Consider the following 25,592-nt stretch of genomic DNA (forward strand, 5'->3'; position numbering starts at 1 on the left):
ACCCCACCGTCGACGCGCCGGGGTACGGTGGAGAAGTGAGAGAGGTCGATGTCCTGGGCGTCCGCGTCGAGATGCCCACGAACCAGCCGATCGTCCTGCTGCGTGAGCGGGACGGCGGGCGCTACCTGCCGATCTGGATCGGCGCGGCCGAGGCCGCCGCGATCACCTACGCCCAGCAGGGTGTCGTGCCGCCGCGACCGCTGACCCACGACCTCATGCGCGACGTCCTGTCGGTGCTCGGCCACGAGCTGACCGAGGTGCGCATCGTGGCGCTCAAGGACTCCGTGTTCCACGCGGCCCTCATCATCGACGGCAAGGCGGAGGTGAGCTCGCGGGCGAGCGACGCCATCGCGCTCGCCCTGCGCACGGGTGCCAAGGTGCTCGTCGAGCCGGGCATCCTCGACGAGGCGGCGATCGTCGTGTCCTCGGAGGAGGACGACGAGGTCGAGCGCTTCAAGGAGTTCCTCGACCACGTCTCCGCCGAGGACTTCGAGGGCCCGGCGCCCGAGGCCGAGCCCGGTGACCGCCCCGACGTGCCCGACCGTCCGGACTGACACCACCACGCTCACGGCGTCCCTGCAGGCCCGCCGACGGCAGCAGCGACCGAGACCTTCACCTTCAGGTCGTTCGTGAAGGTTGCGGCCGCCGTCCCGACACGCCGCCCTGTGATGCCCCCGGTGATTGACCCGAGGGTGGGCGCGGCCTACCGTCAGGAGAACGACGTGACTGTAGTTATCCGGATGTCGTCTGCGCGCACGCACCTTCGCGGCACGCAGCCTGAGCAGGAGGAGGACGGCATGGCCGCCATCGAGGACGCGCACGACGCTGGTCGGGTCATGCCGGTCGGGTCCCAGGGGCTGCTGTTCACCGACGACCTGCCCGCGCTGTCCGAGGACAGCGGCTACCGCGGTCCGACCGCCTGCAAGGCGGCCGGCATCACCTACCGTCAGCTCGACTACTGGGCGCGCACCGGGCTCGTCGAGCCGTCCGTCCGCAGCGCCACCGGCTCGGGCACCCAACGGCTCTACGGCTTCCGCGACATCCTCGTGCTCAAGGTCGTCAAGCGACTGCTCGACACGGGTGTCTCCCTGCAGCAGATCCGCGTCGCCATCAGCCACCTGCGTGAGCGCGGCGTCGAGGACCTCGCACAGATCACGCTCATGAGCGACGGCGCCTCGGTCTACGAGTGCACGTCGGCCGACGAGGTCATCGACCTGGTCCAGGGCGGTCAGGGTGTCTTCGGCATCGCCGTCGGACGAGTGTGGCGCGAGGTCGAGGGCGAGCTGGCCCTGCTGCCGAGCGAGCGCGCCGACGACGACGCCCCGGCCGACCACCCCGACGACGAGCTGGGCGCGCGACGCCAGGCCCGCCGCATGGCCTGACCGGCGCAGCACCTCCCGAGGCATCACCGACTCGGCCCGACCGGACTCTCCGGCCGGGACTGGTGCGTGCCGTGAGCACGGCTGCCTGCTGGTAGATTTGTGGTGCCGATCGACCCTGCGTGGGAGAGTCCTCGGGGTGCGACGCACCTGCGAGGCGCCGAAGGGGCAACATCCCCGGAACCTCTCAGGCGCCAGGACCATGCGGGCGAGGCAACTCTGGAGGCACGTCACGGTGCTCGACAGACGGGGAGCGTGTGTCGTCCGCTCGAACCCGTCAGGAGCCCGCATGTCGATCGACCAGCTCGTGCCCGTCACCACCGGAACGTCCACCGAGACGGTGATGGCCGACTTCGTGAGCCGTCACGTCGGCCCCGCCGGCGACGACGTCCGCCACATGCTGGAGGTCGTGGGCCAGCCGAGCCTCGACGCGATGTGCGACCGCGCCATCCCCGGGGCCATCCGGTCCGAGTCGCCGCTGCGGATCGAGGCGGCCGCCAGTGAGAGTGCCGTCATCGAGGAGCTGCGCGGGTTCGCCTCGCGCAACACGGTGCTCACCTCGCTCATCGGGCTCGGCTACTACGGCACCGTGACCCCGCCGGTCGTGCGTCGCAACGTCCTCGAGAACCCCGCCTGGTACACCGCCTACACGCCGTACCAGCCCGAGATCTCCCAGGGCCGGCTCGAGGCCCTGCTCAACTTCCAGACGGTCGTCACCGACCTCACCGGGCTCGACGTGGCGGGCTCCTCGCTCCTCGACGAGTCGACGGCGGCCGCCGAGGCGATGTCGCTCATGCGGCGCGCCAGCAAGGCCGCCTCCGACGCCGTCGTGCTCGTCGACGAGCGGCTCTTCCCGCAGACCATCGCCGTCATGCGCACGCGTGCCGAGGCGCTCGGGCTGCCCCTCGTCGTCGCCGATCTGCGCGGCGTGACCGATACCGACTCCCTCGCCGCGGCCGCCGGAGGCCAGGCCGTCGTCGGCGCGATGGTGCAGTACCCCGACGCCACCGGCGAGCTCGTCGACTGGACACCGCTGACCGCGGCGGTCCACGAGGCCAAGGGCCTCGTCACGGCGTGCGCCGACCTGCTCGCACTGACCCTGGCTGCCGCCCCCGGGGAGTGGGGCGCCGACATCGCCGTCGGCAGCGCCCAGCGGTTCGGCGTCCCGATGGGCTTCGGCGGCCCGCACGCCGGCTACATGGCCGTGCACCGCGGCCTGGAGCGCCAGATCCCGGGTCGCCTCGTCGGGGTGTCCGTCGACGCCGAGGGTCACCAGGCGTACCGTCTCGCCCTCCAGACGCGTGAGCAGCACATCCGCCGCGAGAAGGCGACGTCCAACATCTGCACCGCGCAGGTGCTCCTCGCCGTCATGGCGAGCATGTATGCCGTGTGGCACGGTCCCGCGGGCCTCGTGGCCATCGCGCGGCGCGTGGGTGGTCTGACGGCCACGCTGCGCGGTGCACTCGTCGACGGTGGCCTCGACGTCGAGACGACGTCGTTCTTCGACACGCTCACGGTCGTGGTGCCGGGTCGCGCCGACGAGGTCACGACCGCGTTCGCCGACCGAGGCATCAACGTGTGGCGCGTCGACGCCGACCGCGTGTCGCTCAGTCTCGACGAGACCTCTACTCCCGCAACGGTGCTCGCGGTTCTCGACGGCTTCGGGGTCGACCCGGCCGACGATGCCGAGGCCACGTTCGGCGCCCGCGTCGCGAACGGCATACCCGAGGCCCTGGCGCGCACGTCCGAGTTCCTCACCCACCCGGTCTTCCACGCGCACCACTCCGAGACGGCGATGCTGCGCTACCTGCGCCGCCTCTCCGACCGTGACTTCGCGCTCGACCGCGGCATGATCCCGCTCGGGTCGTGCACGATGAAGCTCAACGCCACCACGGAGATGGAGGCGGTCACCTGGCCCGAGTTCGCCAACCTCCACCCGTTCGCGCCGGCGGAGCAGACCGTGGGCATCCGCGCCCTCATCGACGACCTCTCGGCATGGCTCTGCGAGATCACCGGCTACGACGCGGTGTCGCTCCAGCCCAACGCCGGATCCCAGGGTGAGTTCGCCGGCCTGCTCGCCATCCACGCCTACCACCAGGCCCGCGGAGAGGGACATCGGCGGGTCTGCCTGATCCCGGCGAGTGCCCACGGCACCAACGCCGCCTCGGCCGTCATGGCCGGCCTCAAGGTCGTCGTCGTCAAGACGGCCGCCGGCGGCACCGTCGACATGGACGACCTCCGGGCCAAGGTCGAGGCGCACCGCGACGACCTCGCCGCGATCATGGTCACCTACCCGTCGACCCACGGCGTCTACGAGGACACCATCTCCGAGCTGTGCGAGCTCGTCCACGAGGCAGGCGGCCAGGTCTACGTCGACGGAGCCAACCTCAACGCGCTCGTCGGGCTCGCGCAGCCGGGCACGTTCGGCGCCGACGTCAGCCACCTCAACCTGCACAAGACGTTCTGCATCCCGCACGGCGGCGGTGGCCCCGGCGTGGGGCCGGTCGCGGTCCGCGCACACCTCGCGCCGCACCTGCCCAACCACCCGCTCGCCGCGGAGGCCGGCCCCGAGACCGGTGTCGGTCCCGTGTCGGGCGCCCCCTACGGCTCGGCGAGCATCCTGCCGATCTCGTGGGCCTACGTCCGCCTCATGGGGGGCGAGGGCCTGCGGCACGCGACGCAGATGGCCGTCCTCGGCGCCAACTACATCGCGGCCCGGCTGCGCGAGCACTACCCGGTGCTCTACTCCGGACACGACGACCTCGTCGCCCACGAGTGCATCCTCGACGTCCGGCAGATCACGGCCGAGACCGGCGTCACCGTCGACGACATCGCCAAGCGCCTCGTCGACTACGGCTTCCACGCCCCGACGATGAGCTTCCCGGTCGCCGGCACGCTCATGGTCGAGCCGACCGAGTCGGAGAACCTCTACGAGCTCGACCGCTTCTGCGACGCGATGATCGCGATCCGCGGCGAGATCGAGGCGATCCGTGCCGGCGACGTCGCGGTGGGCGACAGCATGCTGCGGCACGCACCGCACACGGCCCTCAACATCGCGGGGGAGTGGGACCACCCCTACGAGCGCGCCGAGGCCGCCTTCCCCGTGGGGATCAACGCCGCCGACAAGTACTGGCCGCCGGTGAGCCGCATCGACGGCGCCTACGGCGACCGCAACCTCGTCTGCTCGTGCCCTCCGCCGGAGGCCTTCGAGGGCTGATCGGCCCGCACGACCCGTGGTCATCTCCTGACCGCACGCGCTCAGGAGGTGACCAGTCCGTGCGTGCCCCTCGCGTCGCGACCCCGAGTGTGGTTGTCTCGGCACGTGGGAGCCGATGTCGAGCAGGCCAGGTACACGCGTGAGCAGCGGCAGCAATACCGGGAGAAGGTGCGCCGCGACCTCGACGTGTTCGAACGCATGCTCGGCAAGAGCGAGTTCGAGTTCGACCGTCCGATGACGGGTCTCGAGATCGAGCTCAACCTCGTCAACGAGGACCTCGGCCCCAAGCTCGACAACAAGACGGTGCTCGAGCAGATCGCCGACGAGGACTACCAGACCGAGCTCGCGCGCTACAACATCGAGCTCAACGTCCACCCTCGACCACTGCCCGGCGACTCGGCCATCGAGCTCGAGAGGCTGCTCCGCGAGTCCCTCAACCGCGCCTCGGAGAAGGCCGCCGAGGCGCACGCCGGGATCGTCGCCATCGGCATCCTGCCGACGGTCATGCCCGAGCACTTCGAGGGCGACTGGATCAGCGAGAACATCCGCTATGCCGCGCTCAACAACGCCGTGCTCGACGCCCGGGGCGAGGACGTCTGGCTCGAGCTCGAGGGGCCGACCGGCGAGCGCATCGCCCGCTACTCCGACAGCCTCGCGCCCGAGTCCGCCTGCACCTCGATCCAGCTGCACCTCCAGGTCCAGCCCGAGCGGTTCGCCGACCACTGGAACGCCGCCCAGGTGCTCGCCGGTCCGCAGCTCGCCCTCGGCGCCAACTCGCCGTTCTTCCTCGGCCAGCGGCTCTGGGCCGAGACCCGCATCCCGCTCTTCACCCAGGCCACCGACACGCGGTCGGTCGAGCTGAAGAACCAGGGCGTGCGTCCGCGCGTGTGGTTCGGCGAGCGCTGGATCACCTCGATCTTCGACCTCTTCGAGGAGAACGTCCGCTACTTCCCGGCCCTGCTGCCCGAGCTCTACGACGAGGAGCCCGAGGAGGTCTTCGAGCGGGGCGAGGTGCCCGAGCTCAAGGAGCTGCGCCTGCACAACGGGACGGTCTACCGCTGGAACCGCCCGATCTACGACATCGTCGGCGGCCGCCCGCACCTGCGCGTCGAGAACCGCGTCCTGCCGGCCGGGCCGAGCATCGCCGACGTCATGGCCAACGCCGCCTTCTACTACGGCACGATGCGGGTGCTCGCCGAGGAGGACCGCCCGGTCTGGACCCGGATGAGCTTCTCCGCGGCCGAGTCGAACTTCGAGGAGGGCGCACGCCTCGGCATCGACGCCCGCACCTACTGGCCCGGGCTGGGCGACGTGCCGGCCACCGAGCTCGTCCTGCGCCGCCTGCTCCCGATGGCCCACGAGGGCCTCGAGCGCTGGGGCGTCTCGACGGCGGTGCGCGACCGCTTCCTGACGATGATCGAGCAGCGGTGCCTCACGGGCGTCAACGGTGCGTCGTGGCAGACGGAGTGCGTGGCCCGTCTCGAGGCGCGCGGGCTGACCCGCGACAAGGCCCTGCGCGAGATGCTGCGTCACTACATCGAGGGCATGATGGCCAACGAGCCCGTGCACACGTGGGAGCTCCCCAAGGAGTGACCGCGCGAGCGGACCACCCTGTGCCCCAGCACAACCGGCGTATGCCGTGTGTCCGGGGACACGGCATACGACCCCGTCGCGGGGCTCAGTCGGAGAGCAGGCGCCAGGGGGAGAGGTTGTACATCCCCAGGCACCGGGTGGACCGGTGGTGCGTCAGCACGCTCATCGACCCGGCGTCGAGGATGAGCTGCTGGCCGAAGCGCGGGTCGAGCCCGAGGTAGGTGGCCGTGAGGACCCGGAGGGCGTGTCCGTGACCGAACAGCGCGACGTCGCCGTGCTCGAGGTCGGGCCAGACCTTGTCGATGACCTGCTGGGCGCGCGCCGACACCTGCTCGACCGTCTCGCCGGGGGTGACGCCCGGCTTCACGCCGTCGACGAAGACCTCCCAGGGGTGGCCGACCTCGGCGCTGATCTGCGTGGTCGTGATCCCCTCGTAGGCGCCGTAGTCCCACTCGCGCAGCAGCGGCTCCACCTCGAAGTCCCCGAGGCCCGCGAGCTCGGCGGTGCGCTTCGCCCGCTGCAGGGGCGAGACGAGGACGCGCTCGAAGGGGTGCTTGCGCAGCACGTCGGCCAGCTCGCGCGCGGCCGCCTCGCCCTCGGGGAGCAGCGGCAGGTCGGTCGTGCCCGTGTGCTGACCGCTCAGCGACCACTCGGTCTCGCCGTGCCGGAAGAGGTAGATGTTGCCGGGGACGACACCGTCGGGGGAGGCCATGCCCGTCACAGTATCGGCGTGGCGGGCCCTTCGGCCCTGCCGTCCGGGCCGCCGCTCCGGCAGACTCGGGTGCATGGACCTCCCCTTCCACCTGCTCAACGTCTTCTCCATCGAGGGGGAGCGCTTCTCGGGCAACCCGCTGTGCGTCTTCCCCGAGGCCGCCGGGCTGTCCGACGACGAGATGCTCGCGTGGGCGCGCCAGTTCAACCTCAGCGAGTCGACCTTCGTCACGTCCCTGGTCGACGGCGCCAGGCCGGGTGACGCGGCGGTGCGGATCTTCACGCCGGGGCACGAGATGCCGTTCGCCGGCCACCCGACCCTGGGCACCGCGGAGGTCGTCGCGATGCTGGGCGGGGGCCTCGACACCGTGCACCTCAGGATGCCCGCCGGGCGCATCCCCGTCGCCCGCGTCGACGGTGGCTGGCGCCTCGCGGCCCGGGCCGCGACCGTGCGCGAGGTGACGTCGAGCGGCGCCGAGCTGGCCGAGGCGCTCGGCCTCGACCGCAGGCTCGTGGTGCGCTCGGACGCGTCCTGGGTCGACGTCGGGGTCGAGCAGCTGCTCGTGCGCCTCGACTCCGTCGAGGCCGTGCGGGCCTGTGACCCCGACGCGCACCTCATGGCCCAGCACATGACGTCGCCGCCACGCGCGCCCCACGTGTACGCGTGGGCGTGGACCGGGCCCAAGACCGTCGAGGCCCGCCTCTTCTACACGCAGGGCCAGGCGGTGCTCGAGGACCCCGCGACCGGGTCGGCCTGTGCCAACCTCGGTGGCTGGCTCGTCGCGCAGGGGACCCGTGAGGTGTCGGTCGTCGTCAGCCAGGGCGCGGCCGTCGGTCGCCCGTCCCGCCTGCTGCTCGACATCGACGCCGACGGGGCCGTCCACGTGGGCGGCCGCGTCGAGACCGTCGGCCGGGGCACCTGCTCGCTCGGCGCGGTCGGGGCCTGACGTGCCGGTGTGGATCGGGTTCCTGCGGGCCGTCAACGTGGGCAAGCGGCAGGTGCGCATGGCGTCCCTGCGCACGCTGCTCGAGGCCGAGGGGTACGAGGAGGTCGAGACGCACATCCAGAGCGGCAACCTCAAGGTCCGGTCGGGCGTGCGCAGTGCGGCCAAGGTCGAGGCAGACCTGCGCCGGGCCATCAGCGACGAGTTCGGCTTCGACGTGCCGGTCGTCGTGCGCACGCCGGCGCAGCTGAGGTCGCTCGTCGACGAGGCCGAGGCCCTCGACTCACCGATCGCCGCGGACGCGAAGCGCTACGTCACCTTCATGACGGGCGACCTCGACCCCGACGGCGTCACCGCCCTGCACGAGTGGAAGGTCGCCACGGAGGGAGCGCGGGTCGTCGGCAACGACATCGTGCTCTTCCTCTCCGACGGGGTGCAGGGCTCGAAGCTGACCAACGCCCGCATCGAGAAGCTGACCGGGGCCGTGGGCACGGCGCGCAACATCAGCGTCGTGCGGGCCCTCGCGGACAAGTGGGGCGACTGACGCGGTCGCGTCAGAGGCGCGCGCGGCGGACGAGCTCGAAGCAGACGACCGCGGCGGCGGCCGAGACGTTGAGCGACTCGACGCCGGCGGCCATCGGGATCGACACCCACGTGTCGACGAGCTCGGCCACCTCGGGCGTCAGCCCCGCTGTCTCGCTGCCGAGGACGAAGGCGACCGGCTCGGGCAGATGGGCTGCAAAGAGGTCGTCATCGCCGTGGGCATCGAGCCCGACGATGTGGAATCCGTGGTCCTTCAGCGAACCTGCCGCCTCGTCGGCCGTGAACGCCTTGATGATCGGCGCTTTGAAGGCGACGCCAGCCGATGCCTTGACCACGAGGGGGTCGAGTGACGCGACGCCGCGGCGCGGGACGACGATACCGTCGACGCCGGCAGCCGTCGCGGTGCGCAGGATCATCCCGACGTTGGCGGGTGTCGTGATGCCGTCGAGGACGAGGACAGTGCGCAACGTGCCCTGGGCGAGCGCCGCCTCGAGCGGGAGCATGCGTGGTGCGACGACATCGGCGAACACGCCTTGGTCCTGGCGGCCGTTGCCGGCGAGCTTCTTGACGCGCTCGGCCGACGTCCGCTGCACCTCGATACCGCGGCGACGCGCGGCCTGCTGGATCTCGCGGACGCCTGACCCGTGGGCGTTGTCCGCGAGGACGACCTTGTCGACGACGAGGTCTTCGTCCAGGAGGACCTCGTGCACCGGGTTGCGCCCGTACACGGTGATGAAGCGGTCCCTGGGGGAGATCTCAGCAGTCACCCGCACAGGATGTCACGGGGCGCCGGCGGGGACCGCGGACCCGGGGGCCAGGCTCACATCGATGACCGGAACGTCCTCGGGGTGGTACCTGACCAGCGCACAGTTGCGTTTGAGCAGCTCCTCGGCCACGGCCTGGCCGGTGCGTCTGTCGATGACCGTCCGCCAGATCTCGTTGCGCCGGAAGACGTCGTCGCCCGACTTGATGAACTGCTCGTCTCGGGCGAACACCTTGTAGGAGTGCGCCATCGGCGCGTCGGCGCGCAGTTCGCCCTCGAGGTAGCGGTCCCCGACCGCCACGAGGATCTGGAAGGTCGTGTCGGTGTCGTTGCGGAAGGTGAAGTCCACGTAGTTGTAGACGATCGAGGTGCCGACGCCCCAGGGCAGGACGCGGCCCTTGTCGGGAAACGGGTCGAAGGAGTGCTCGGAGCGTTCGACGACGGTGAGCGGGCTGTGCAGGACCATCCAGTGCAGGAGGTTGGCCAGCTGGCAGATGCCGCCACCGACGCCCGCACGGGCTTCGCCGTTGGACAGCCGCATCCCCTCGACGTAGCCCTGGCGCCGCGTGCAGTTGCCGACGACCTTGTTGAACGAGAAGGTCTCGCCGGGGCGGACGAGGATGCGGTCGACGCGTGCGGCGGCGAGCCGCAGGTTGGTGACCTTGTTGCGCTGGAGGTGCATCTCGGCCTCGGACAGCTCCCGCACGAGGAGGGAGTTGTGCGTCTTGACGCGGTGCGCCAACGACGAGCTCTCGCGCGCCCTGGCCCACGGGGTGGTCGACCGGAGCCACGCCAGGCGTCGCTTGGCACGGTTGGCCCGCACCGCGACCGGGAAGAGCGCCGGATGACGCTGCGACACACGTGGTGCCGCGGTCACGCGGGCGGGAGCGACGAAGCCGACCGGCGGTGCGATGAGCTGCATTTCTTCCATCCCCTCGTGGTCCCGGGCCACCCCTCCCATGGTGACCCGTCAGAGATCGTGATGCACGCACGATTGGAAAAGCTCGGGGACGACGAGATCTTTCTCGTGTGCCGCCGACCCGGCTCGACGGCATACGACACCGTGGTGCCCGGTTGAGCCCGGGAGGAGCGGGAATGGGGGGCCGGGAATGGGGGAGCGGGGGCCGACGTTCGATATGATTGAACAGTCAATTACAGGAGGAGCTGGGACACATGCAGTTCGGGATCTTCACCGTCGGTGACGTGACGACGGACCCCACCACGGGGCACACGCCGACCGAGCACGAGCGGATCAAGGCCACCGTCGCGATCGCCAGGAAGGCCGAGGAGGTCGGGCTCGACGTCTTCGCCACCGGCGAGCACCACAACCCGCCGTTCGCCGCGCCGGCCAACCCGCCGGTGCTGCTCGCCAACATCGCCGCGCAGACCGAGCGGATCATCCTCTCGACCTCGACGACCCTCATCACGACGAACGACCCCGTGCGCATCGCCCAGGACTACGCCTACCTCCAGCACCTCTCCGACGGCCGCATGGACGTCATGATGGGCCGCGGCAACACCGGCCCGGTCTATCCGTGGTTCGGCAAGGACATCCGCGACGGCATCCCGCTCGCCATCGAGAACTACGCCCTGCTCCACCGCCTGTGGCGCGAGGACGTCGTCGACTGGCAGGGGAAGTACCGCACCCCGCTCCAGGGCTTCACCTCGACGCCCCGCCCGCTCGACGGCATCCCGCCGTTCGTCTGGCACGGCTCGATCCGCAGCCCCGAGATCGCCGAGCAGGCGGCGTACTACGGCGACGGCTTCTTCTCCAACCACATCTTCTGGCCGGCCAGCCACACGAGGCAGATGGTCCAGCTCTACCGCCGCCGGTTCGAGCACTACGGCCACGGCAGCGCCGACCAGGCGGTCGTCGGCCTCGGCGGACAGGTCTTCATGCGCAAGAACAGCCAGGACGCCGTCCGCGAGTTCCGTCCGTACTTCGACAACGCCCCCGTCTACGGCCACGGCCCGTCGCTCGAGGAGTTCACGAGCCAGACGCCGCTCACCGTCGGCAGCCCGCAGGAGGTCATCGAGCGGACGCTCGGCTTCCGCGAGTACGCCGGCGACTACCAGCGCCAGCTCTGGCTGCTCGACCACGCCGGACTGCCGCTCAAGACCGTGCTCGAGCAGCTCGACATCCTCGGCGAGGAGGTCGTACCCGTCCTGCGCCAGGAGTTCGCCGCCCTCAAGCCGGCCCACGTGCCCGACGCCCCGACCCACGCGAGCCGTCTCGCGGCGGACACCACCGAGCCCACCACCGAGCCCACCCTGGAGGTGACGAAGTGACCGCGTTCCACCTCGCCGTCATCACGGCCGGCGTGACCCAGCCGTCCTCGACGCGACTGCTCGCCGACCGCCTCACCGAGGCCACGGTCCGCGCGCTCGCGCCCCGCGAGGTCGTCGTCGAGGTCGCCGACGTGCGCGACGTCGCGCACGACCTGACGAACAACGTCCTCACCGGTTTCGCGTCGCCCGAGCTGCAGGTGCGGCTCGACGCGATCAGCGAGGCGGACGCCGTCGTCGTCGCGACCCCGGTGTATGCCGCGTCGTACAGCGGCCTGTTCAAGATGCTCGTCGACGTGCTCCCGATGGACGCCCTCCGCGACACCCCCGTGCTGCTCGGCGCGACCGGTGGCACGGCCCGCCACTCACTCGCGATCGACCACGCGCTGCGCCCGCTCTTCGCGCACCTCGGTGCCCTCGTGGCCCCGGTGGCGGTCTTCGCCGCCAGCGAGGACTGGGGCAGCGTCGACGCCGGCCGGCTCGGCGATCGGATCCAGCGTGCCGGCGCGGCCTTCGCGGGCCTCGTGAGCGGCGCGCCGAGGGCCGCCCGGGTCGACCCTTTCGAGCAGGTCACGCCGTTCGAGTCGATGCTGACCGACCTGCGCGCCTGAGCACAGGACCCCCTGCCGTCCGCACACGGCAGACTCGGGGCATGACCACACCGGCTTCGACGACGCCGCTCGCCCGGCGCCTGACCACCACCGACGCGGTCGTCATCGGTGTCGGTTCGATGGTGGGTGCCGGGCTGTTCAGCGCCTTCGCGCCCGCGGCCCGGAGCGCTGGCTCGTGGCTCCTCCTGGCCCTGGCCGTGGCCGCCGTCGTCGCCTTCTGCAACGCGACGTCGTCGGCCCAGCTCGCGGCCCAGTACCCCACGTCCGGCGGCACCTACGTCTACGGACGCGAGCGTCTCGGTCCGTGGTGGGGGTTCACCGCAGGATGGGGTTTCGTCATCGGCAAGACCGCCAGCTGCGCCGCCATGGCGCTGGTGTTCGCGGCCTACCTCGTCCCCGAACGCGGGCAGAAGTCGGTCGCCGTCCTCGCCGTCGTGGTCCTGGCCGCGGTCAACTACCGGGGGATCACGCGCACGGCCCGGCTCACGCGGGTGATCGTCGCGGGCGTGCTCGCGGCGGTCACCGTCGTGCTCGTCGCGGTCGGCGGGTGGGGTGCACGCCCCGCGGACCCCTTCTCCGACGTCTCGGGCCAGGTGGGCGCCGCAGGCGTGCTGCAGGGCGCCGCGATCCTCTTCTTCGCCTTCGCCGGCTACGCCCGCATCGCCACGCTGGGGGAGGAGGTCGTCGACCCCGAGCGAACGATCCCGCGGGCGATCGTCACGGCCTTCGCCGTCGTCGTGCCGTTGTATGCCGTCACCGCCGTCGTGCTCGTCCGTGCCCTCGGCACGTCCGGCCTGGCGGCGAGCAACGCGCCCGTCCGCGACGCCGCCGACACGGTCGGCGCCGGCGGCTGGCTGCCGGGGCTCGTCGTCGTCTCGGCCGCCGCTGCGACGCTCGGGCCCTGCTGGCGCTCGTCGCCGGGGTCGGACGCACCGCCCTCGCGATGGCCCGCGAAGGGGACCTGCCGCGACCCCTCGCTGCCGTGCACCCGCGCTACGCGGTGCCGCACGTCGCGGAGGTGGTCGTCGCCGCCGTCGTCTGCGTGCTCGTCCTGCTCGTCGACCTGCGGGGCGTCATCGGCTTCTCCTCCTTCGGGGTCCTGACCTACTACGCCGTGGCCAACGCGTCGGCGCTGACACAGGACGCGCGCCACCGTCGCTGGCCGCGGGCGCTCGCGGTGGTCGGTCTCGCGGGTTGTACGGCGCTGGCCCTGGCCGTGCCCACCAGTTCGCTCGTGGCCGGTGTCGTCGTGCTGGCCACGGGCCTCGCGGGGCGGTTCGTCGTCCTCCGTCGCCGGGTCTGAGACCGGCCCACCATGGCCGTCACGCCGGGGAGCGCTCCCCATGGACGCTCCCGACCACCACACCTAGCGTGGGGCGCACCGTCGACAGGAGGCCCAGTGCTCTACCGCAAGGGTGCAGACCCCGAAGCCCTCGAACGGGCCGCGCGCGAGCTGACCGCGTGCGCCACCGAGGTCGAGGGCATCCGCTCGACGGCTGCGAGGGCGCTCGCGGTCATCGGCGGGGCGTGGGCCGGTGACGACGCCCGGTCGGCCCAGGAGAGCTGGCGCTCCACGTCAGCCGACCTCGTGGCCTTCGGCTCGACGCTCGAGAGCATGTCGCGTCGGCTCACCGACAACGCCCGGGCCCAGCGCGGCACGAGCGGCGACGGCGCGCCTCTGCCGGAACCGCCTGCACTGCCGGGGCTGCCCGGTCTGTTCCCGGGGCTCCTCGGCTCCGGCTCGGCGGGAGCCGAGGCCGTGGCCGAGCCGACCCCGCTCGGCGAGCAGGCGCGCGGGAAGACGCCGCAGGACATCGACCTCGAGCTGGCCCACCTCGCCGACAACGTCTACGACCCGAGCGAGGTCGACGGCTGGACCCCCCTCGACGCCGCCGCGCTCGAGGAGCTCGGCATCGACCGGGACCGGCTCCACCGCGGCGACGGCTTCGACGCGGCCGTCTACCGCAACGACTCCGGCCAGTACGTCCTCGCCTTCGCCGGCACCACCTCGCTGACCGACTGGGGCACCAACCTCCAACAGGGCGTCGGGGCCCTGAGCGGCCAGCACCTGCAGGCGATCGCCCTGGCCCAGGGACTCGCCGGGGCCGTCGGCAGCGAGAACATGGGGATCACCGGGCACTCCCTCGGTGGTGGACTCGCCAGCACCGCCTCCGTGGCCACCGACATCCCGGCCGTGACGTTCAACGCCGCCGGGGTCCACCCGAACACCGTGCTCGCCGCGAGCGCGCTGGGCGACAGCAACGGCTACTCCGCGGGGCAGATCCGCAACTACCACGTGCGCGGCGAGATGCTCACGACCCTGCAGAACCCGCTCGGCTCCTTCGTCGACCACCTGCCCCTCGTCGGGGACGACCCGCTCCCCAACGCGCTCGGGACCCAGATCGCGCTCGACCCGGCCAGCGGACCCGAGATCACGGTCTCGAAGTGGGCCGGTCTGGCCGGCACGTTCGCCCCGGCCGTCGTCGGCATCGACGCCGGACTCGACGTCATCGGGTGGTCCAAGGACGCCCACGGCGGCGACTCGGTCGTCGACGCCATGGAGGCGAGCACGTACTTCGGCAAGCAGTGACGGCCCGCCGGGTCGAGGCGCGTCGAACGCGCCGTCAGCCGAGGTCCAGCTGGTCGACGACGAGGTCGGCGATGGCCAGTGACGCGGTGGCCGCGGGCGACGGAGCGTTGCGGACGCACAGCACGGAGCCGACGCGGCTGAACCGGAAGTCCTCGACGAGCGCCCCGTCCGGGTCCATCGCCTGGGCGCGCACCCCCGCCGGGGCCGGCTCCACGTCGGCGTCCCGGATGGCCGGGACGTAGCGACGCGCGCGCTCGACGAAGACGTGCCGGCTGAGCGACCCGGCGACCTCGTGCAGGCCGGTGCGCAGGTTGGCCCGGGCGAACCGCAGGAACGCCGGGGAGGTGACCAGGGCCCGCACCACGTCCGGGTCGACGTCGCGCCGGCGATACCCCTCCCGGGCAGTCGCGAGCACGGCGTTCGGCCCGAGGAGCACCCCGCCGTCGACCCGCCTGGTGAGGTGCACGCCGAGGAACGGGTAGCGCGGGTCGGGGACGGGGTAGACGAGCCCGCGCACGAGGTGCCGGGCCGACGTCACCAGCCGGTGGTACTCACCGCGGAACGGCACGATCGCCGGGCTCGGGCCGTCACCGGCCAACGTGGCGAGGCGGTCGGCCTGCAGGCCACCCGCGATGACGACACGGTCGGCCTGGAGTGCACGACCGTCGGCGGCCCGGACCTCGACCTCGCCGCCACGGTGGTCGAGACCGACGACCTCGAAGCCGGTGAGGACCCCGGCACCCCGGGCCTGCGCGTCAGCGAGCATGGCAGCAGCCACGAGAGCGAAGTCGGTGATCGCCGTCGTGGGGGAGTGCAGCGCCGCGCGCCCCACGGCATACGGCTCGACCTCGCGGAGCGCGTCGGCGCCGAGCCACCGCAGACGCGGCACGCCGTTGGCCTGCGCGCGCGCCTGGATGTCGCGCAGACGCCCCTCCTCGGCGGCGTCGAGCGCGATGACGAGCTTGCCCACCTCGTCGTAGGGGAGCCCTCGCTCCCGGCAGTACCGGCGCAGGCGTCGGACTCCCTCGCGCGACAGCGTGGCCTTGGCCGAGCCGGGCGCGTAGTAGAGGCCGGCGTGCACGACGCCGCTGTTGCGCGACGTCTGGTGCAGGCCCGGCGACGCCTCCTTCTCGACGAGCGTCACCTCGGGGCGTGGGCTCGAGAGCGTGAGCCGACGGGCCACAGCGGCCCCGACGATGCCGCCGCCCACGACGACGACCTGCAGGCGGGTCACCCCGCGGCCGCCGCCGCTCGCTCGGCTGCCGCGACATCGTCCCGGTTCGGCGGCAGGACGTGGGCCGCATACGGCTCCGGATGACGGCGGAGGTACACCTTGATGTAGGGGCACAGCGCGACGATCGCCCGGCCGGACGCGATGGTGGCGTCGAGCGCGAACGAGGCCAGGCGCCCGGCGAGGCCGCGTCCTTCGTACGCGGGACTCACCTCGGTGTGGAAGAAGACGACGCGTGTGGTTCCATCGGGTGCCGAGGGCGGGACGACGGCATAGCTGGCGACGCCGATGACGCGCTCACCGTCGTGCAGCTCGAAGCGCCCGCGGTCGGGGTTGTCCACCACCTCGATGCGATCGTGCCCGTCGGCGCCTGCGTCGACCTGGCCCTCACCCGTCTGCTCGGTCATGGGCCCAGCATGGCAGGGTGGACCCATGGCGAAGTACTTCGACGTCCACCCGGTGGACCCCCAGCCGCGGGCGATCGGGCAGGCCGTCGAGATCCTGCGGTCCGGGGGACTCATCGCCTATCCCACCGACTCCTGCTTCGCCCTCGGCTGCTCCCTCGACAACCCGGAGGGCAAGGAGCGCATCCTGCGCATCCGCCACCTCGACGAGAAGCACCACTTCACCCTCGTCTGCTCGGACTTCGCCCAGCTCGGCCAGTTCGTGCACCTCGACAACTCGGTCTTCCGGGCCATCAAGGCCGTGACCCCCGGGCCCTACACCTTCATCCTGCCCGCGACGAAGGAGGTGCCGCGACGGCTGCTGCACGCCAAGAAGAAGACCGTGGGCGTGCGCATCCCGGAGCACCCCGTCGTCCGCGAGCTGCTCAGGGAGATGGGCGAGCCCATCCTGTCGAGCACCCTGCTCATGCCCGACGACGACGAGCCGATGACCGAGGGCTGGGAGATCAAGGACCGCCTCGACCACGTCATCGACGCCGTCATCGACTCGGGGGAGTGCGGCCTGGAGCCGACGACCGTCGTCGACTACTCCGACGGCTACCCCGTCGTGACCCGGGTCGGGGCGGGCGACCCGAGCCCGTTCGAGTGAACCGCCCCTGCTGACTGCGGCACGCCCCTGTCGCCCGGACGCGCCTTGCTGTTCAATCGGGCCATGAACGACGCAGCCCACGACGTCCGACCGACGACGGAGTCGGTGACCTCGCTGCTCGCGGGGCTCGACGACCACGACCGCGAGACGCTCGAGCTGAGGCTCGAGAGGTGGTCCGACGATCTCGTCGCGGCGCTCATGGTGCTCTACCCGGAGCGCGACGTGTCTGCCCTCGCCCTCCGCCTCGTCGAGAGCGCGGTCGCGGGCTACCGTCAGCGCTCGCCCGAGCTGCGACGGCTCGACCAGCGCCGCCTCCTGCGCCCCGACTGGCTCCAGCAGCCGGGCATGTTCGGCTACGCGTGCTACACCGACCGGTTCGCCGGCGACCTCGACGGCCTCCGGAGCCGTATCGACTACCTGCGTGACCTCGGCGTCAGCTACCTGCACCTCATGCCGCTGCTCCAGCCGCGCGAGGGCGACAACGACGGCGGCTACGCCGTGCAGGACTACCGCACGGTCCGGGCCGACCTCGGCGACGTCGAGGACCTGCGGCGGCTCGCGAGCGACCTTCGAGGGCAAGGCATCTCGCTCGTGCTCGACCTCGTGCTCAACCACGTCGCGCGCGAGCACGAGTGGGCACGACGTGCCCGGGCGGGCGAGCCGCACTACCGCGACTACTTCCACGTCTACGCCGACCGGGTCATGCCGGACGCCTACGAGCGCACCCTCCCCGAGGTCTTCCCCGACTTCGCGCCCGGCAACTTCACGTGGGACGACGAGCTCCGCGGCTGGGCGTGGACGACCTTCAACGAGTGGCAGTGGGACGTCAACTGGGCCAACCCCGACGTCCTCGTCGAGTACGCCGACATCGTGCTGCACCTCGCCAACCTCGGCGTCGAGGTGCTGCGGCTCGACGCGATCGCCTTCACGTGGAAACGGCTCGGGACCAACTGCCAGAACCAGCCGGAGGTGCACGCGGTCACCCAGGCGCTGCGTACCGTCGCGCGCATCGCGTGCCCCGCGCTCGCGTTCAAGGCCGAGGCGATCGTCGGCCCCCGGGACCTCGTGCAGTACCTCGGACAGGGCGAGCACGCCGGCCGGGTCAGCGATCTCGCGTACCACAACAGCCTCATGGTGCAGGTGTGGTCCATGCTCGCGACGGGGAGCACGGGGCTCACCAAGCAGGCCCTGTCGGCGCTCCCGACGACGCCCCCCAGTGGCACGTGGATCTGCTACGTCCGCTGCCACGACGACATCGGCTGGGCCATCGACGACGGCGACGCGGCGGCCGCGGGACTCGACGGCTACGCCCACCGCCGGTTCCTCTCGAACTGGTACTCCGGTGACCACCCCGGCTCGTGGGCGCACGGACTCGTCTTCCAGCACAACCCGGCGACCGGAGACAAGCGCATCAGCGGCACAGCGGCCTCGCTCACCGGCCTGGCCGACGCGGAGGCCCGCGGTGACGGCGAGGGCGTCGGTCAGGGCCTCGCGCGGCTCTTCCTCGCCCACGCGGTCGTCGCCGGCTGGGGAGGCATCCCGGTCGTGTGGAGCGGCGACGAGCTGGGCATGCCGAACGACCCGGGCTGGGCGCGCGAGCCCGGTCACGAGGACGACAACCGCTGGGCCCACCGGGAGCGGCTCGACTGGACCGTCGCCGCCCGGCGCGACGACCTCGACACCGTGTCGGGGAAGGTCTTCCAGGGCTTGCACCACCTGGCCGGGGTGCGCGCCGGGCTGCCGCAGCTGCACGCCTCGGCGCAGACGAGGGTGCTCCTCGAGACCGACGACGGCGTGCTGGCCGTCGTCCGCACGCACCCGAGCGGCTCGATGGTCTGCGTCTACAACGTCACCGCGTCCTGGCAGACGGTCGACGTCCGCCACTTCGCCGACGTCGGCATCGCGCACCCGTTCGACGCGCTCGGCGGCTACCCCGTCTTCGGTGGAGCGGATGGGCTCGCGGCACTGAGCCCGTATGCCGCGTGGTGGGTGGTCGAGGCTCCGGTCGAGGTCCTGCACGCCTGACCGTCGGGCGTCCTTGGTAAGGGTTGTGCGATATCCTTAACCAAGGAGGTGTCACCAGCATGGCAACGACCTGGCCCGCGCTCGGTTCGACGACGATCCCGTGGCAGCCGATCGAGGGACTGCTCGACCTGTCGCGTCGCGCCCTGCGGTCGACCCCTGCCACGTTCGAGGCCGCCGTCGTGCCCACGATCGCCGGCGCCGAGCTCGTGCTGCCCGGCGACCTCGCGGCAGACCTGGACGAGGCCACCCGGCTGCTCGCGACGTTCGACGCCGGGGGAGCGGGGGAGATCGCACCGTTCGCGTCGGTGCTGCTGCGGTCCGAGAGCGCGGCCAGCTCACAGATCGAGAACCTCACGTCGTCCGCGCGTGCGCTCGCCGAGGCGGAGATCGGCGAGGGCAACCGCGCCAACGCCGCCGTCATCCTCGGCAACGTCCGCACCATGCAGGCCGCCCTCGACCTCGCCGGTCGCCTGGACGAGGACGCCGTGCTCGCGATGCACCGGGCCCTCATGGCCCAGCAGACCCAGCACCCCGCGGGTCGCTGGCGCGAGCAGCAGGTCTGGGTCGGAGGGTCGCCGCTGCACCCGGGGGAGGCGCACTACGTCCCGCCGGTGGCGTCCGACGTGCCGGCGCTGATGGCCGACCTCATCGCCTTCATGGACCGCGACGACCTGCCACCGCTGGCCCACGCAGCGCTGGCCCACGCCCAGTTCGAGACCATCCACCCGTTCACCGACGGCAACGGTCGCACCGGTCGGGCGCTGCTCCACTCGGTCCTGCTCCACACGGGGGCGATCCACCGGGTCACCGTCCCGATCTCCGCCGGCCTGCTCGCCATTCGTGACGACTACTTCGACGCGCTGACCGCCTATCGCAGGGGAGAGGCCGAGCCGATCCTGCGTTGCGTCGCAGAGGCCGCGCGCAACGGCACCCACATCGGCGAGCGGCTCGTCGGGACGCTCCGACAGGTGCGGGCCGACTGGGCCGAGAAGGTCACGGCGAGAGCAGGATCCGCGGCGTGGTCGATGCTCGACCTGCTGCTCCGTCAGCCGGTCGTCACGGCGCGCGTCGTCGTCCGCGAGCTCGGGGTGTCGCCCCCCACGGCGCAGGCCGCGCTGCAGCGTCTCGTCGAGGACGGCGTCCTGCTCGAGTCGACCGGCCACCGACGCAACCGCGTCTATCGCGCCCCGGCCGTGCTGGGGGCGTTGGACGCCTACGCCGACGGTCTCGGTCGTCGGATGCGCTGACGAATTCCATTGCGGCACAATCGAATTCGCCCATAATCGACATTATGCAATCTGTGTGGGAGTGCGGTCCCGGCGCCGATCGCGTCGGCGCCGGGACGCGCCCACTCAGAACGTCCTCGGGACGATCTGGATCCGGACCGCCTCGACCCGCTTGGCTTGGCCCACCGTCCCGGCGGTGACGCCGTCCATGACCCACGGCTGCCAACCGACGTCCTGGACGTGCGCCGTGTAGCGGATGGAGTAGTGCTTCGCGAGCTCTCCGGTCAGCCTCGCCTGCAGCGCTTCCAGGCGTCTGGCCTGGCCCACCGTGCCGATCAGGGTGGGCGGAGTGGTCCAGGTCATCCAGCCGATGCCCTGGACGTTCGCGCGGTACTCGACGTGGCCCTCGAAGGGGAGTCGCGCCGTGGACATCCGCAACGCCTCGAGACGGAGCGCGCGGCCCGTCGTACCACTGACGGCCCCGTCGGACACTGGAGCCATCCACCCGATGTTCTGCACGTGGGCCGCGTACGTCGTCGACGGCGCCTTCGCGAGCAGTCGCACCTGGATGGCCTCGATGCGCAGGGCGCGTCCCGTCGTGCCGGCCGTCGCCCCGTTCTTGACCCAGCCCATCCACCCGACGTTCTGGACGTGGACGCGGTAGGACAGGTCGAACCGGGACGCGAGCTGGTCGGTCAGGCGCAGCTGGACGGCCTCGAGCCGGAGTGAGCGACCGGTGGTGCCGACGAGGGCCCCCGGGGCGCCCCAGCCCATCCAGCCGAGGTTCTGCACGTGGCCGTTGCCCTGGACGCCGCCCGTCAGGCTCGTGCCCGCCACCGAGAACCTCAGCGCCTCGAGGCGGCGCAGCTCCCCGGTCGTGCCGGCGATCATCCCCGACGAGACCGCGGGCTGCCACCCCGTGCCGGCGAGGTACGCCGGGAAGGTCAGGGTGGGCATGCTCGAGCCGTACGCGAGGCGGAGGTAGGCGGCGCGGCTCGACATCCAGTTCTTGAACGACCTGACACCCGTGTCGAAGGTGGTCGCCGAGTAGCCGAGGTTGCCGTCCCACTTCAGGAAGTTGAGGCGTGCGGACGCGTCGATCTGCGTCTTGAGCGTGTCGATCTCGGCCAGTGTCGTGTCGATGTGGCCGGCGAAGGTGGAGACGTACATCTGGTTGGCGAGGGCCACGAACTGCTTGTTGCGCATGAGCGTCTCGAACCAGTTGTGCCGCCCCGCGCGGATGTACGTCGTCGACTTGACGTACTCCGCCGTGGGGTCGCCGCCCCACTCGCGCGCCGAGAAGTTGCCCATCGCGACGTCCATGTCCCAGACCGGACCGGCGTGCAGCTTGTCGTTCGGGCCGTCCTTGTAGAAGTAGACGCTCGACCGGTCGAAGTCGTAGTTCTCGGTCAGCTCGTGGATGAAGTAGTACTTGACGAACGAGTCCACGTCGATGAGAGAGCTGATCTTCTGCCAGTCGGGCGTCGGTGCGTAGAGCTGGGTCTCCAGGGCGTTGACGTCGGCCTTGATCTCCTCGTAGGCGACCGCCACGATCGGGTCGAGGACGTCGGCCACGCCGAGCTTGGCGTCCTTGAGGACGAACAGGGTCTTGGTCCGGTCGGTGAGGAAGTAGTGGGGCTCCTCGGTCCCGTGGATGTAGTCGAGCTCCAGCATCACCCCGTGGTCGTCGGTGAGCGCGACACGGTTGGCGCCGACCTCGGTCTTCTCGACGAGCAGGTAGTTGCCGAGGTACTCACCGTTGATGCTGAGGTCGACGAACCGCGACTCCGGTGAGTACTGCAGCCCGAACGCGTTCGCGAGGTCGTAGGAGATCTTGTTGCGCAGCAGCGAGGGATCCTGGTGGTTGGCCAGGAGCACCCACGTACGACTCGTCGCCATGCCCAGAGGGCCGACGGCGGTCGTGAACTTGATCTGGTACGGGCGCTTGTCGAGGGTCCACGTGTGGTTGCCGCGACCCTTGATCGTCGCGCTCGCGTCGACGATGTCGTGGGCGGAGTCGGACGGGTCCACGAGGTTGACGGTGGCCTTGACGGAGTTGTCCTTGGACGCGTGGAGATAGTCGAGCGTGTTCTTCGTCGGGTCAGGGTCGGTCAGGGCGACCGACACGAGGGGCAGGGTCGTCGGCGGCACCGGCGCCGCGGCCGCCACGCTCGGGACGGCCGTCGCCGGCGCTGCGGCCTGCGCGACGGCGGCCGCGCCAGGCACGAGAAGTGTGAGTGTCGCCAGGGCAGCGAGAATGCTGCGTCGTCGAAGTTTCATGGTGGCCGATCCTCCCCAGGCCCGTTATGGGCGAAATGCCGTGCATCGGCGATTTGCTTATGCACCAACGGAATTGCCCCCCAGCAACGCCTCTGGGCTGAGGGTAGGGCGTCGATCGGGCAGCCGTCAGCGGATGGCGAAATCTGGGGGCTGCGGAACATCCCGCGACCGCCAGGGAGGCGCGCAGGGGTGTGAATCACACGTGGGGCAGCGCCGGCAACAGGTCGATCCAGGTGCCGTGCGGGTGGCAGGTCCCGAGAACGGCAGGGGCCAGGGCACGACCCTTGCGCCAGCGCTGCAGACCCAGCACGGTGTCTCCCTCGACGTCGACGGTGGGCTCCTGGAGTCCGGGGACGCACCCGGGCGGTTCGGCCGTGAGCCAGGACAGGCGAGAGACGTCACCGGCCAGCGCGTCGAGGGTCGCGGCGAGCTCGAGACGGCGCGTGGGGGCGAGGTAGGTCATCGCCCACGAGCTCAGGACCACGACGTGGGCATCGCGGCCGGCCCTGGTGCGGGCGAACCGCACGGTGTGGGCCAGGTCGTCGACCATGTCACCTCGGAGCACCGTGGGCGGATCGTCTCGGAGCAGGTCGCAGGCCGCCCGGAAGCGCTCGACACGGCCGGGCACCTCCGGCCACAGGCACGCCTCGAGCCAGCGCACCTCGTCGCCGGAGGCCAGGTCGACGGGGTCGAGATCCAGTCCGACGCGTCCGCGCACCGCCGGCAGGCGGGCACCGGCGGCCGCGAGATGGGCCCCGACATCGGCCCGGTCCTCACCCGAGCACCGGACCGGGGAGGCCTCGTCGCCCAGGTGGTCAGTCCTGCCGGGGGAGGTCAGCTCGACGGCGTACCTGTCGACGCCGAGCAGCAGGCCGGCGCTCGCACCGAGCTCGACGAGAGCCACCGGGACGGCGTTGCAGTCGGCCGTCGCCGCGGCCAGCCCCACGGCGACGTAGACGGCGCGGTTCACCTCGTTCGTCTGGGTCCCGTGCGTCGCGATGAGGTGGCGGAGCTCGTCGGCGTGGGTGAGCGCCGTCCGTCGGACGTCCAACCACGGGTCACCCACCGACCCGGACGAAGCCCCGGAGACGCTTGGGTACCACTGTGCCGCAGGCAGATCCGGGTTGCGCAGGACAAGGTCGTGGAGTGCCGCCAGCCAGAGCACCGGTCGGGCCTGTCCCGGCCTGGCCGCGAGCAGCAGCGAGGCGGTCTCGGCGTCGAGCGCGACGTGTCGGCAGATGGTCGAGTACAGCGGGAGGGCGGCATACTCCGTGGCGAACTCGCCGAAGCGCCGCTGGATCCTCGCCAGCCGGGCTCCGTCCGGGGCTGGCCGGGTCGGGTCAGGCACCGGTGCCACCGTCCAGGTGCTCGCGCACGAGGTCTGCGTGGCCGTTGTGCCTGGCGTACTCGCCGATGAGGTGGAGATAGACGAAGCGCAGCGAGAAGGGGTCGCCGCCGGCCTCGAAGACGTCGTCGAGACCCCGGCCCGCGACCGCACGGTCGGCGTGGGCCCACTCCTCGAGAAGCGCCTCGTAGTCGGCCCGGGCCGATGCGGGGTCCAGCTCGTCGAAGTCGAGGTCGCGACCGCTCCCGAAGCCGTGCAGTGCCTCGACGTCCTCGCGGGCCACCCTCTGGCGCAGCCAGATCCGCTCGACCTTGCGCAGATGACGCAGCAGGCCGAGCAGGCTCAGACCCGAAGGGGCCACCGACCGCTCGGCGAGCTGCCGGCCCGTGAGCCCGGAGCACTTGGACAGCAGCGTCGCGCGGTGCCAGGCAAGCATCTCGGGCAGCATCTCCACCTCGGGCGCCACGAGGGAACCGCCCGGCCTCTCCACGTCGGGCGCGATCCAGGCAGTGTCCGTCTCACGGGTCATGGCTGGCGAGCTCCTGATCTGGAGTGCGTTGAGGCAGAATGCGTTTCGCGCTCAAGCAGGACGATGACCTCGTGGTGGGACGTCTGCGGGAACATGTCGAAGAGACGCGCCTCGCGGGCGCGGTACGAAGGCAGCATCGCGAGGTCGCGAGCGAGGCTGTCGACATTGCAGCTCGAGTAGGTGACGTGTGTGGCGCCGGATCCCTCGAGCCAGGCCGCCAGGTCGGGGCCGATCCCGCGCCGGGGCGGGTTGACCACGATCATCGACCGCTCGGACCCCAGCAGCCCACGGTCGAGCATGCCGACATCGGTGGCGTCACCGGCCCGGAACTCCATCCGGCCGACGCCGGGGTGGTCGACGCGCAGCCGAGACGCACTGGTCTCCGCACTGCGTACAGCCTCGAGAGAGACCTCGACGCCCAGGACCGCGAGCGCCCCGGCCTGCGCGCAGTGGAGCGCGAAGCCACCGACGCCGCAGTAGAGGTCGAGCACCATCGCCGGCTCGATCGCACGGGTCCAGTCCTGTGCCTGGCGGTAGAGCCCGGCAGCCACGGCCGTGTTGGTCTGGAAGAAGCTGTTGGGGCGCAGGAAGAGGGTGATGTCACCGAACGGCATGGCGAGGTCGTTTCGATCCGTGAGGACGATCTCCGTGTCACCCTCGAGGACGGCCTTGTGCTCGGGCTGGAGGTTCACCGTGACGACCGACACCTCGGGCAGCCGTGCCTGCAGCGCGGCCAGTCGCGACTCCAGCAGGGCCAGGTGACGGCGCGAGCGCAGGACGAGACGGAGCATGACCTCGCCGGTGGGGGAGAGGGTCACGAGGAGGTGCTTCAGCTCTCCGCGGCGGGCGGCGACGTCGTACGGCTCGAGACCGATCTCGTCGACGACCCCGGCGAGGCGCGGGATGAGCCGCTGCAGCGGCGGCTCGTACAGGCCGCAGCTGCGCAGGTCGACGCCGCGCGCCTCGGCGTCGAGGATCCCGACGGTCACGGCGCCGGTGTCGCCACCGACGACGAGCTTGGCCTTGTTGCGGAAGGCCGACTCGACACTGGGGAAGGGTTCGAGCCAGCTGACGTCCGGGGCGACGGTCGTCAGGGTGCGCCGACAGCGGTCGTCCTTGTCGGCGAGCTGGACGGCATACGGCACGCCCATGAGGGCACACGAGCGGCAGCGGCCGGCGTCGAAGTAGTCGCACTGCATCACGAGCAAGGCTACGGCTCGCAGAGCGCCTCTAGGACCAGGGGTAGAACGCGGCGTGGGGAGGGCC

The 25,592-nt window shown here is 71.4% G+C and carries 21 protein-coding genes, 1 pseudogene and 1 riboswitch; of the genes and pseudogenes, 13 read left to right on the forward strand and 9 right to left on the reverse strand.

Annotated features, from left to right (window positions below):
* The first annotated feature begins 35 nt into the window (after window positions 1-35).
* From ASG96_RS13060 to ASG96_RS13075, 4 genes are all read left to right on the forward strand, one after another.
* The gene (locus ASG96_RS13060) at window positions 36-554 is read left to right on the forward strand and encodes a bifunctional nuclease family protein (protein WP_056756718.1); all 519 of its coding nucleotides are present in this window, start codon (window positions 36-38) and stop codon (window positions 552-554) included.
* A gap of 243 nt (window positions 555-797) precedes the next feature.
* Window positions 798-1,382, forward strand: a complete 585-nt coding sequence (locus ASG96_RS13065) for a MerR family transcriptional regulator (protein ID WP_056757624.1) — start codon at window positions 798-800, stop codon at window positions 1,380-1,382.
* A 110-nt stretch (window positions 1,383-1,492) separates the two neighbouring features.
* Window positions 1,493-1,592: riboswitch (glycine riboswitch) on the forward strand.
* Between the two features lie 76 nt (window positions 1,593-1,668).
* Window positions 1,669-4,596: an aminomethyl-transferring glycine dehydrogenase gene (gene gcvP / locus ASG96_RS13070; RefSeq protein ID WP_082591763.1), complete on the forward strand. Its 2,928-nt coding sequence runs from the start codon at window positions 1,669-1,671 to the stop codon at window positions 4,594-4,596.
* 105 nt (window positions 4,597-4,701) lie between these two features.
* Complete coding sequence (locus ASG96_RS13075; RefSeq protein ID WP_056756720.1) at window positions 4,702-6,189, forward strand: hypothetical protein; 1,488 nt, start codon at window positions 4,702-4,704, stop codon at window positions 6,187-6,189.
* A gap of 85 nt (window positions 6,190-6,274) precedes the next feature.
* Here ASG96_RS13075 and ASG96_RS13080 read toward each other — a convergent pair whose 3' ends face one another.
* Entirely contained in the window at window positions 6,275-6,901 is a 627-nt protein-coding gene (locus ASG96_RS13080; protein WP_056757630.1) for a histidine phosphatase family protein, read from the reverse strand.
* A gap of 73 nt (window positions 6,902-6,974) precedes the next feature.
* Between ASG96_RS13080 and ASG96_RS13085 the strand changes: the two genes are divergently transcribed.
* Window positions 6,975-7,847, forward strand: coding sequence for a PhzF family phenazine biosynthesis protein (locus ASG96_RS13085; protein ID WP_057588167.1), 873 nt, complete (start codon window positions 6,975-6,977; stop codon window positions 7,845-7,847).
* A gap of 1 nt (window position 7,848) precedes the next feature.
* Window positions 7,849-8,388: a DUF1697 domain-containing protein gene (locus ASG96_RS13090; RefSeq protein ID WP_082591764.1), complete on the forward strand. Its 540-nt coding sequence runs from the start codon at window positions 7,849-7,851 to the stop codon at window positions 8,386-8,388.
* A gap of 10 nt (window positions 8,389-8,398) precedes the next feature.
* Here the strand turns inward: ASG96_RS13090 and ASG96_RS13095 are convergent, their stop codons facing one another.
* Window positions 8,399-9,154: an RNA methyltransferase gene (locus tag ASG96_RS13095; RefSeq protein WP_057588434.1), complete on the reverse strand. Its 756-nt coding sequence runs from the start codon at window positions 9,152-9,154 to the stop codon at window positions 8,399-8,401.
* Between the two features lie 12 nt (window positions 9,155-9,166).
* Entirely contained in the window at window positions 9,167-10,072 is a 906-nt protein-coding gene (locus ASG96_RS13100; RefSeq protein WP_082591765.1) for a VanW family protein, read from the reverse strand.
* Window positions 10,073-10,323: 251 nt separating this feature from the next.
* On the opposite strand from ASG96_RS13100, the gene ASG96_RS13105 reads away from it, so the two are divergent.
* The 4 genes and pseudogenes from ASG96_RS13105 to ASG96_RS13120 all read left to right on the forward strand — a co-directional run bounded on the left by ASG96_RS13105 (window position 10,324) and on the right by ASG96_RS13120 (window position 14,637).
* On the forward strand, window positions 10,324-11,439 hold the full coding sequence (locus ASG96_RS13105; RefSeq protein ID WP_056756728.1) for an LLM class flavin-dependent oxidoreductase: 1,116 nt from the start codon (window positions 10,324-10,326) through the stop codon (window positions 11,437-11,439).
* Window positions 11,436-12,047, forward strand: a complete 612-nt coding sequence (locus ASG96_RS13110; RefSeq protein ID WP_057588169.1) for a CE1759 family FMN reductase — start codon at window positions 11,436-11,438, stop codon at window positions 12,045-12,047. Before ASG96_RS13105 ends, ASG96_RS13110 begins: the two co-directional genes overlap by 4 nt.
* A gap of 41 nt (window positions 12,048-12,088) precedes the next feature.
* A pseudogene (locus tag ASG96_RS13115) lies at window positions 12,089-13,350 on the forward strand (APC family permease).
* A 96-nt stretch (window positions 13,351-13,446) separates the two neighbouring features.
* Window positions 13,447-14,637, forward strand: a complete 1,191-nt coding sequence (locus tag ASG96_RS13120; protein ID WP_057588170.1) for a WXG100 family type VII secretion target — start codon at window positions 13,447-13,449, stop codon at window positions 14,635-14,637.
* A gap of 34 nt (window positions 14,638-14,671) precedes the next feature.
* Here ASG96_RS13120 and lhgO read toward each other — a convergent pair whose 3' ends face one another.
* Window positions 14,672-15,871, reverse strand: a complete 1,200-nt coding sequence (gene lhgO, locus ASG96_RS13125) for an L-2-hydroxyglutarate oxidase (protein ID WP_056756741.1) — start codon at window positions 15,869-15,871, stop codon at window positions 14,672-14,674.
* Complete coding sequence (locus ASG96_RS13130; protein WP_057588171.1) at window positions 15,868-16,275, reverse strand: GNAT family N-acetyltransferase; 408 nt, start codon at window positions 16,273-16,275, stop codon at window positions 15,868-15,870. The genes lhgO and ASG96_RS13130 overlap by 4 nt, the downstream gene beginning before the upstream one ends.
* Window positions 16,276-16,300: 25 nt before the next feature.
* Here ASG96_RS13130 and ASG96_RS13135 point away from each other — a divergent pair, with 25 nt between their 5' ends.
* From ASG96_RS13135 to ASG96_RS13145, 3 genes are all read left to right on the forward strand, one after another.
* A complete protein-coding gene (locus ASG96_RS13135) occupies window positions 16,301-16,921 on the forward strand; it encodes an L-threonylcarbamoyladenylate synthase (protein ID WP_056756750.1) in 621 nt (206 codons plus the stop codon).
* Between the two features lie 63 nt (window positions 16,922-16,984).
* Window positions 16,985-18,946 carry an amylosucrase gene (locus tag ASG96_RS13140; RefSeq protein WP_057588172.1) on the forward strand — a complete coding sequence of 654 codons (1,962 nt, stop codon included), beginning with the start codon at window positions 16,985-16,987 and terminating at the stop codon, window positions 18,944-18,946.
* A 59-nt stretch (window positions 18,947-19,005) separates the two neighbouring features.
* Window positions 19,006-20,193 carry a Fic family protein gene (locus ASG96_RS13145; RefSeq protein ID WP_056756755.1) on the forward strand — a complete coding sequence of 396 codons (1,188 nt, stop codon included), beginning with the start codon at window positions 19,006-19,008 and terminating at the stop codon, window positions 20,191-20,193.
* 105 nt (window positions 20,194-20,298) lie between these two features.
* On the opposite strand, the gene ASG96_RS13150 is transcribed toward ASG96_RS13145, so the two are convergent.
* The 4 genes from ASG96_RS13150 to ASG96_RS13165 form a co-directional block, all read right to left on the reverse strand.
* Complete coding sequence (locus tag ASG96_RS13150) at window positions 20,299-22,452, reverse strand: CotH kinase family protein (protein ID WP_082591766.1); 2,154 nt, start codon at window positions 22,450-22,452, stop codon at window positions 20,299-20,301.
* 196 nt (window positions 22,453-22,648) lie between these two features.
* Window positions 22,649-23,800, reverse strand: a complete 1,152-nt coding sequence (locus ASG96_RS13155; RefSeq protein ID WP_057588436.1) for a DUF2332 domain-containing protein — start codon at window positions 23,798-23,800, stop codon at window positions 22,649-22,651.
* Window positions 23,793-24,326, reverse strand: a complete 534-nt coding sequence (locus tag ASG96_RS13160) for a DUF664 domain-containing protein (protein WP_057588174.1) — start codon at window positions 24,324-24,326, stop codon at window positions 23,793-23,795. Before ASG96_RS13160 ends, ASG96_RS13155 begins: the two co-directional genes overlap by 8 nt.
* A complete protein-coding gene (locus ASG96_RS13165; protein ID WP_057588437.1) occupies window positions 24,323-25,525 on the reverse strand; it encodes a methyltransferase domain-containing protein in 1,203 nt (400 codons plus the stop codon). The genes ASG96_RS13160 and ASG96_RS13165 overlap by 4 nt, the downstream gene beginning before the upstream one ends.
* Window positions 25,526-25,592 lie beyond the last annotated feature (67 nt).

It is taken from the genome of Terrabacter sp. Soil810 (assembly GCF_001429645.1).
Taxonomy (GTDB): domain Bacteria; phylum Actinomycetota; class Actinomycetes; order Actinomycetales; family Dermatophilaceae; genus Terrabacter.

Excerpts from the sequence above, each read along its gene's own strand:
- ASG96_RS13065 (WP_056757624.1), top strand. The coding sequence starts at position 798 with ATGGCCGCCATCGAGGACGCGCACGACGCTGGTCGGGTCATGCCGGTC.
- gcvP (WP_082591763.1), top strand. The coding sequence starts at position 1,669 with ATGTCGATCGACCAGCTCGTGCCCGTCACCACCGGAACGTCCACCGAG.
- ASG96_RS13080 (WP_056757630.1), bottom strand. The coding sequence starts at position 6,901 with ATGGCCTCCCCCGACGGTGTCGTCCCCGGCAACATCTACCTCTTCCGG.
- ASG96_RS13085 (WP_057588167.1), top strand. The coding sequence starts at position 6,975 with ATGGACCTCCCCTTCCACCTGCTCAACGTCTTCTCCATCGAGGGGGAG.
- ASG96_RS13100 (WP_082591765.1), bottom strand. The coding sequence starts at position 10,072 with ATGCAGCTCATCGCACCGCCGGTCGGCTTCGTCGCTCCCGCCCGCGTG.
- ASG96_RS13105 (WP_056756728.1), top strand. The coding sequence starts at position 10,324 with ATGCAGTTCGGGATCTTCACCGTCGGTGACGTGACGACGGACCCCACC.
- ASG96_RS13130 (WP_057588171.1), bottom strand. The coding sequence starts at position 16,275 with ATGACCGAGCAGACGGGTGAGGGCCAGGTCGACGCAGGCGCCGACGGG.
- ASG96_RS13135 (WP_056756750.1), top strand. The coding sequence starts at position 16,301 with ATGGCGAAGTACTTCGACGTCCACCCGGTGGACCCCCAGCCGCGGGCG.
- ASG96_RS13140 (WP_057588172.1), top strand. The coding sequence starts at position 16,985 with ATGAACGACGCAGCCCACGACGTCCGACCGACGACGGAGTCGGTGACC.
- ASG96_RS13145 (WP_056756755.1), top strand. The coding sequence starts at position 19,006 with ATGGCAACGACCTGGCCCGCGCTCGGTTCGACGACGATCCCGTGGCAG.
- ASG96_RS13150 (WP_082591766.1), bottom strand. The coding sequence starts at position 22,452 with ATGAAACTTCGACGACGCAGCATTCTCGCTGCCCTGGCGACACTCACA.
- ASG96_RS13160 (WP_057588174.1), bottom strand. The coding sequence starts at position 24,326 with ATGACCCGTGAGACGGACACTGCCTGGATCGCGCCCGACGTGGAGAGG.
- ASG96_RS13165 (WP_057588437.1), bottom strand. The coding sequence starts at position 25,525 with ATGCAGTGCGACTACTTCGACGCCGGCCGCTGCCGCTCGTGTGCCCTC.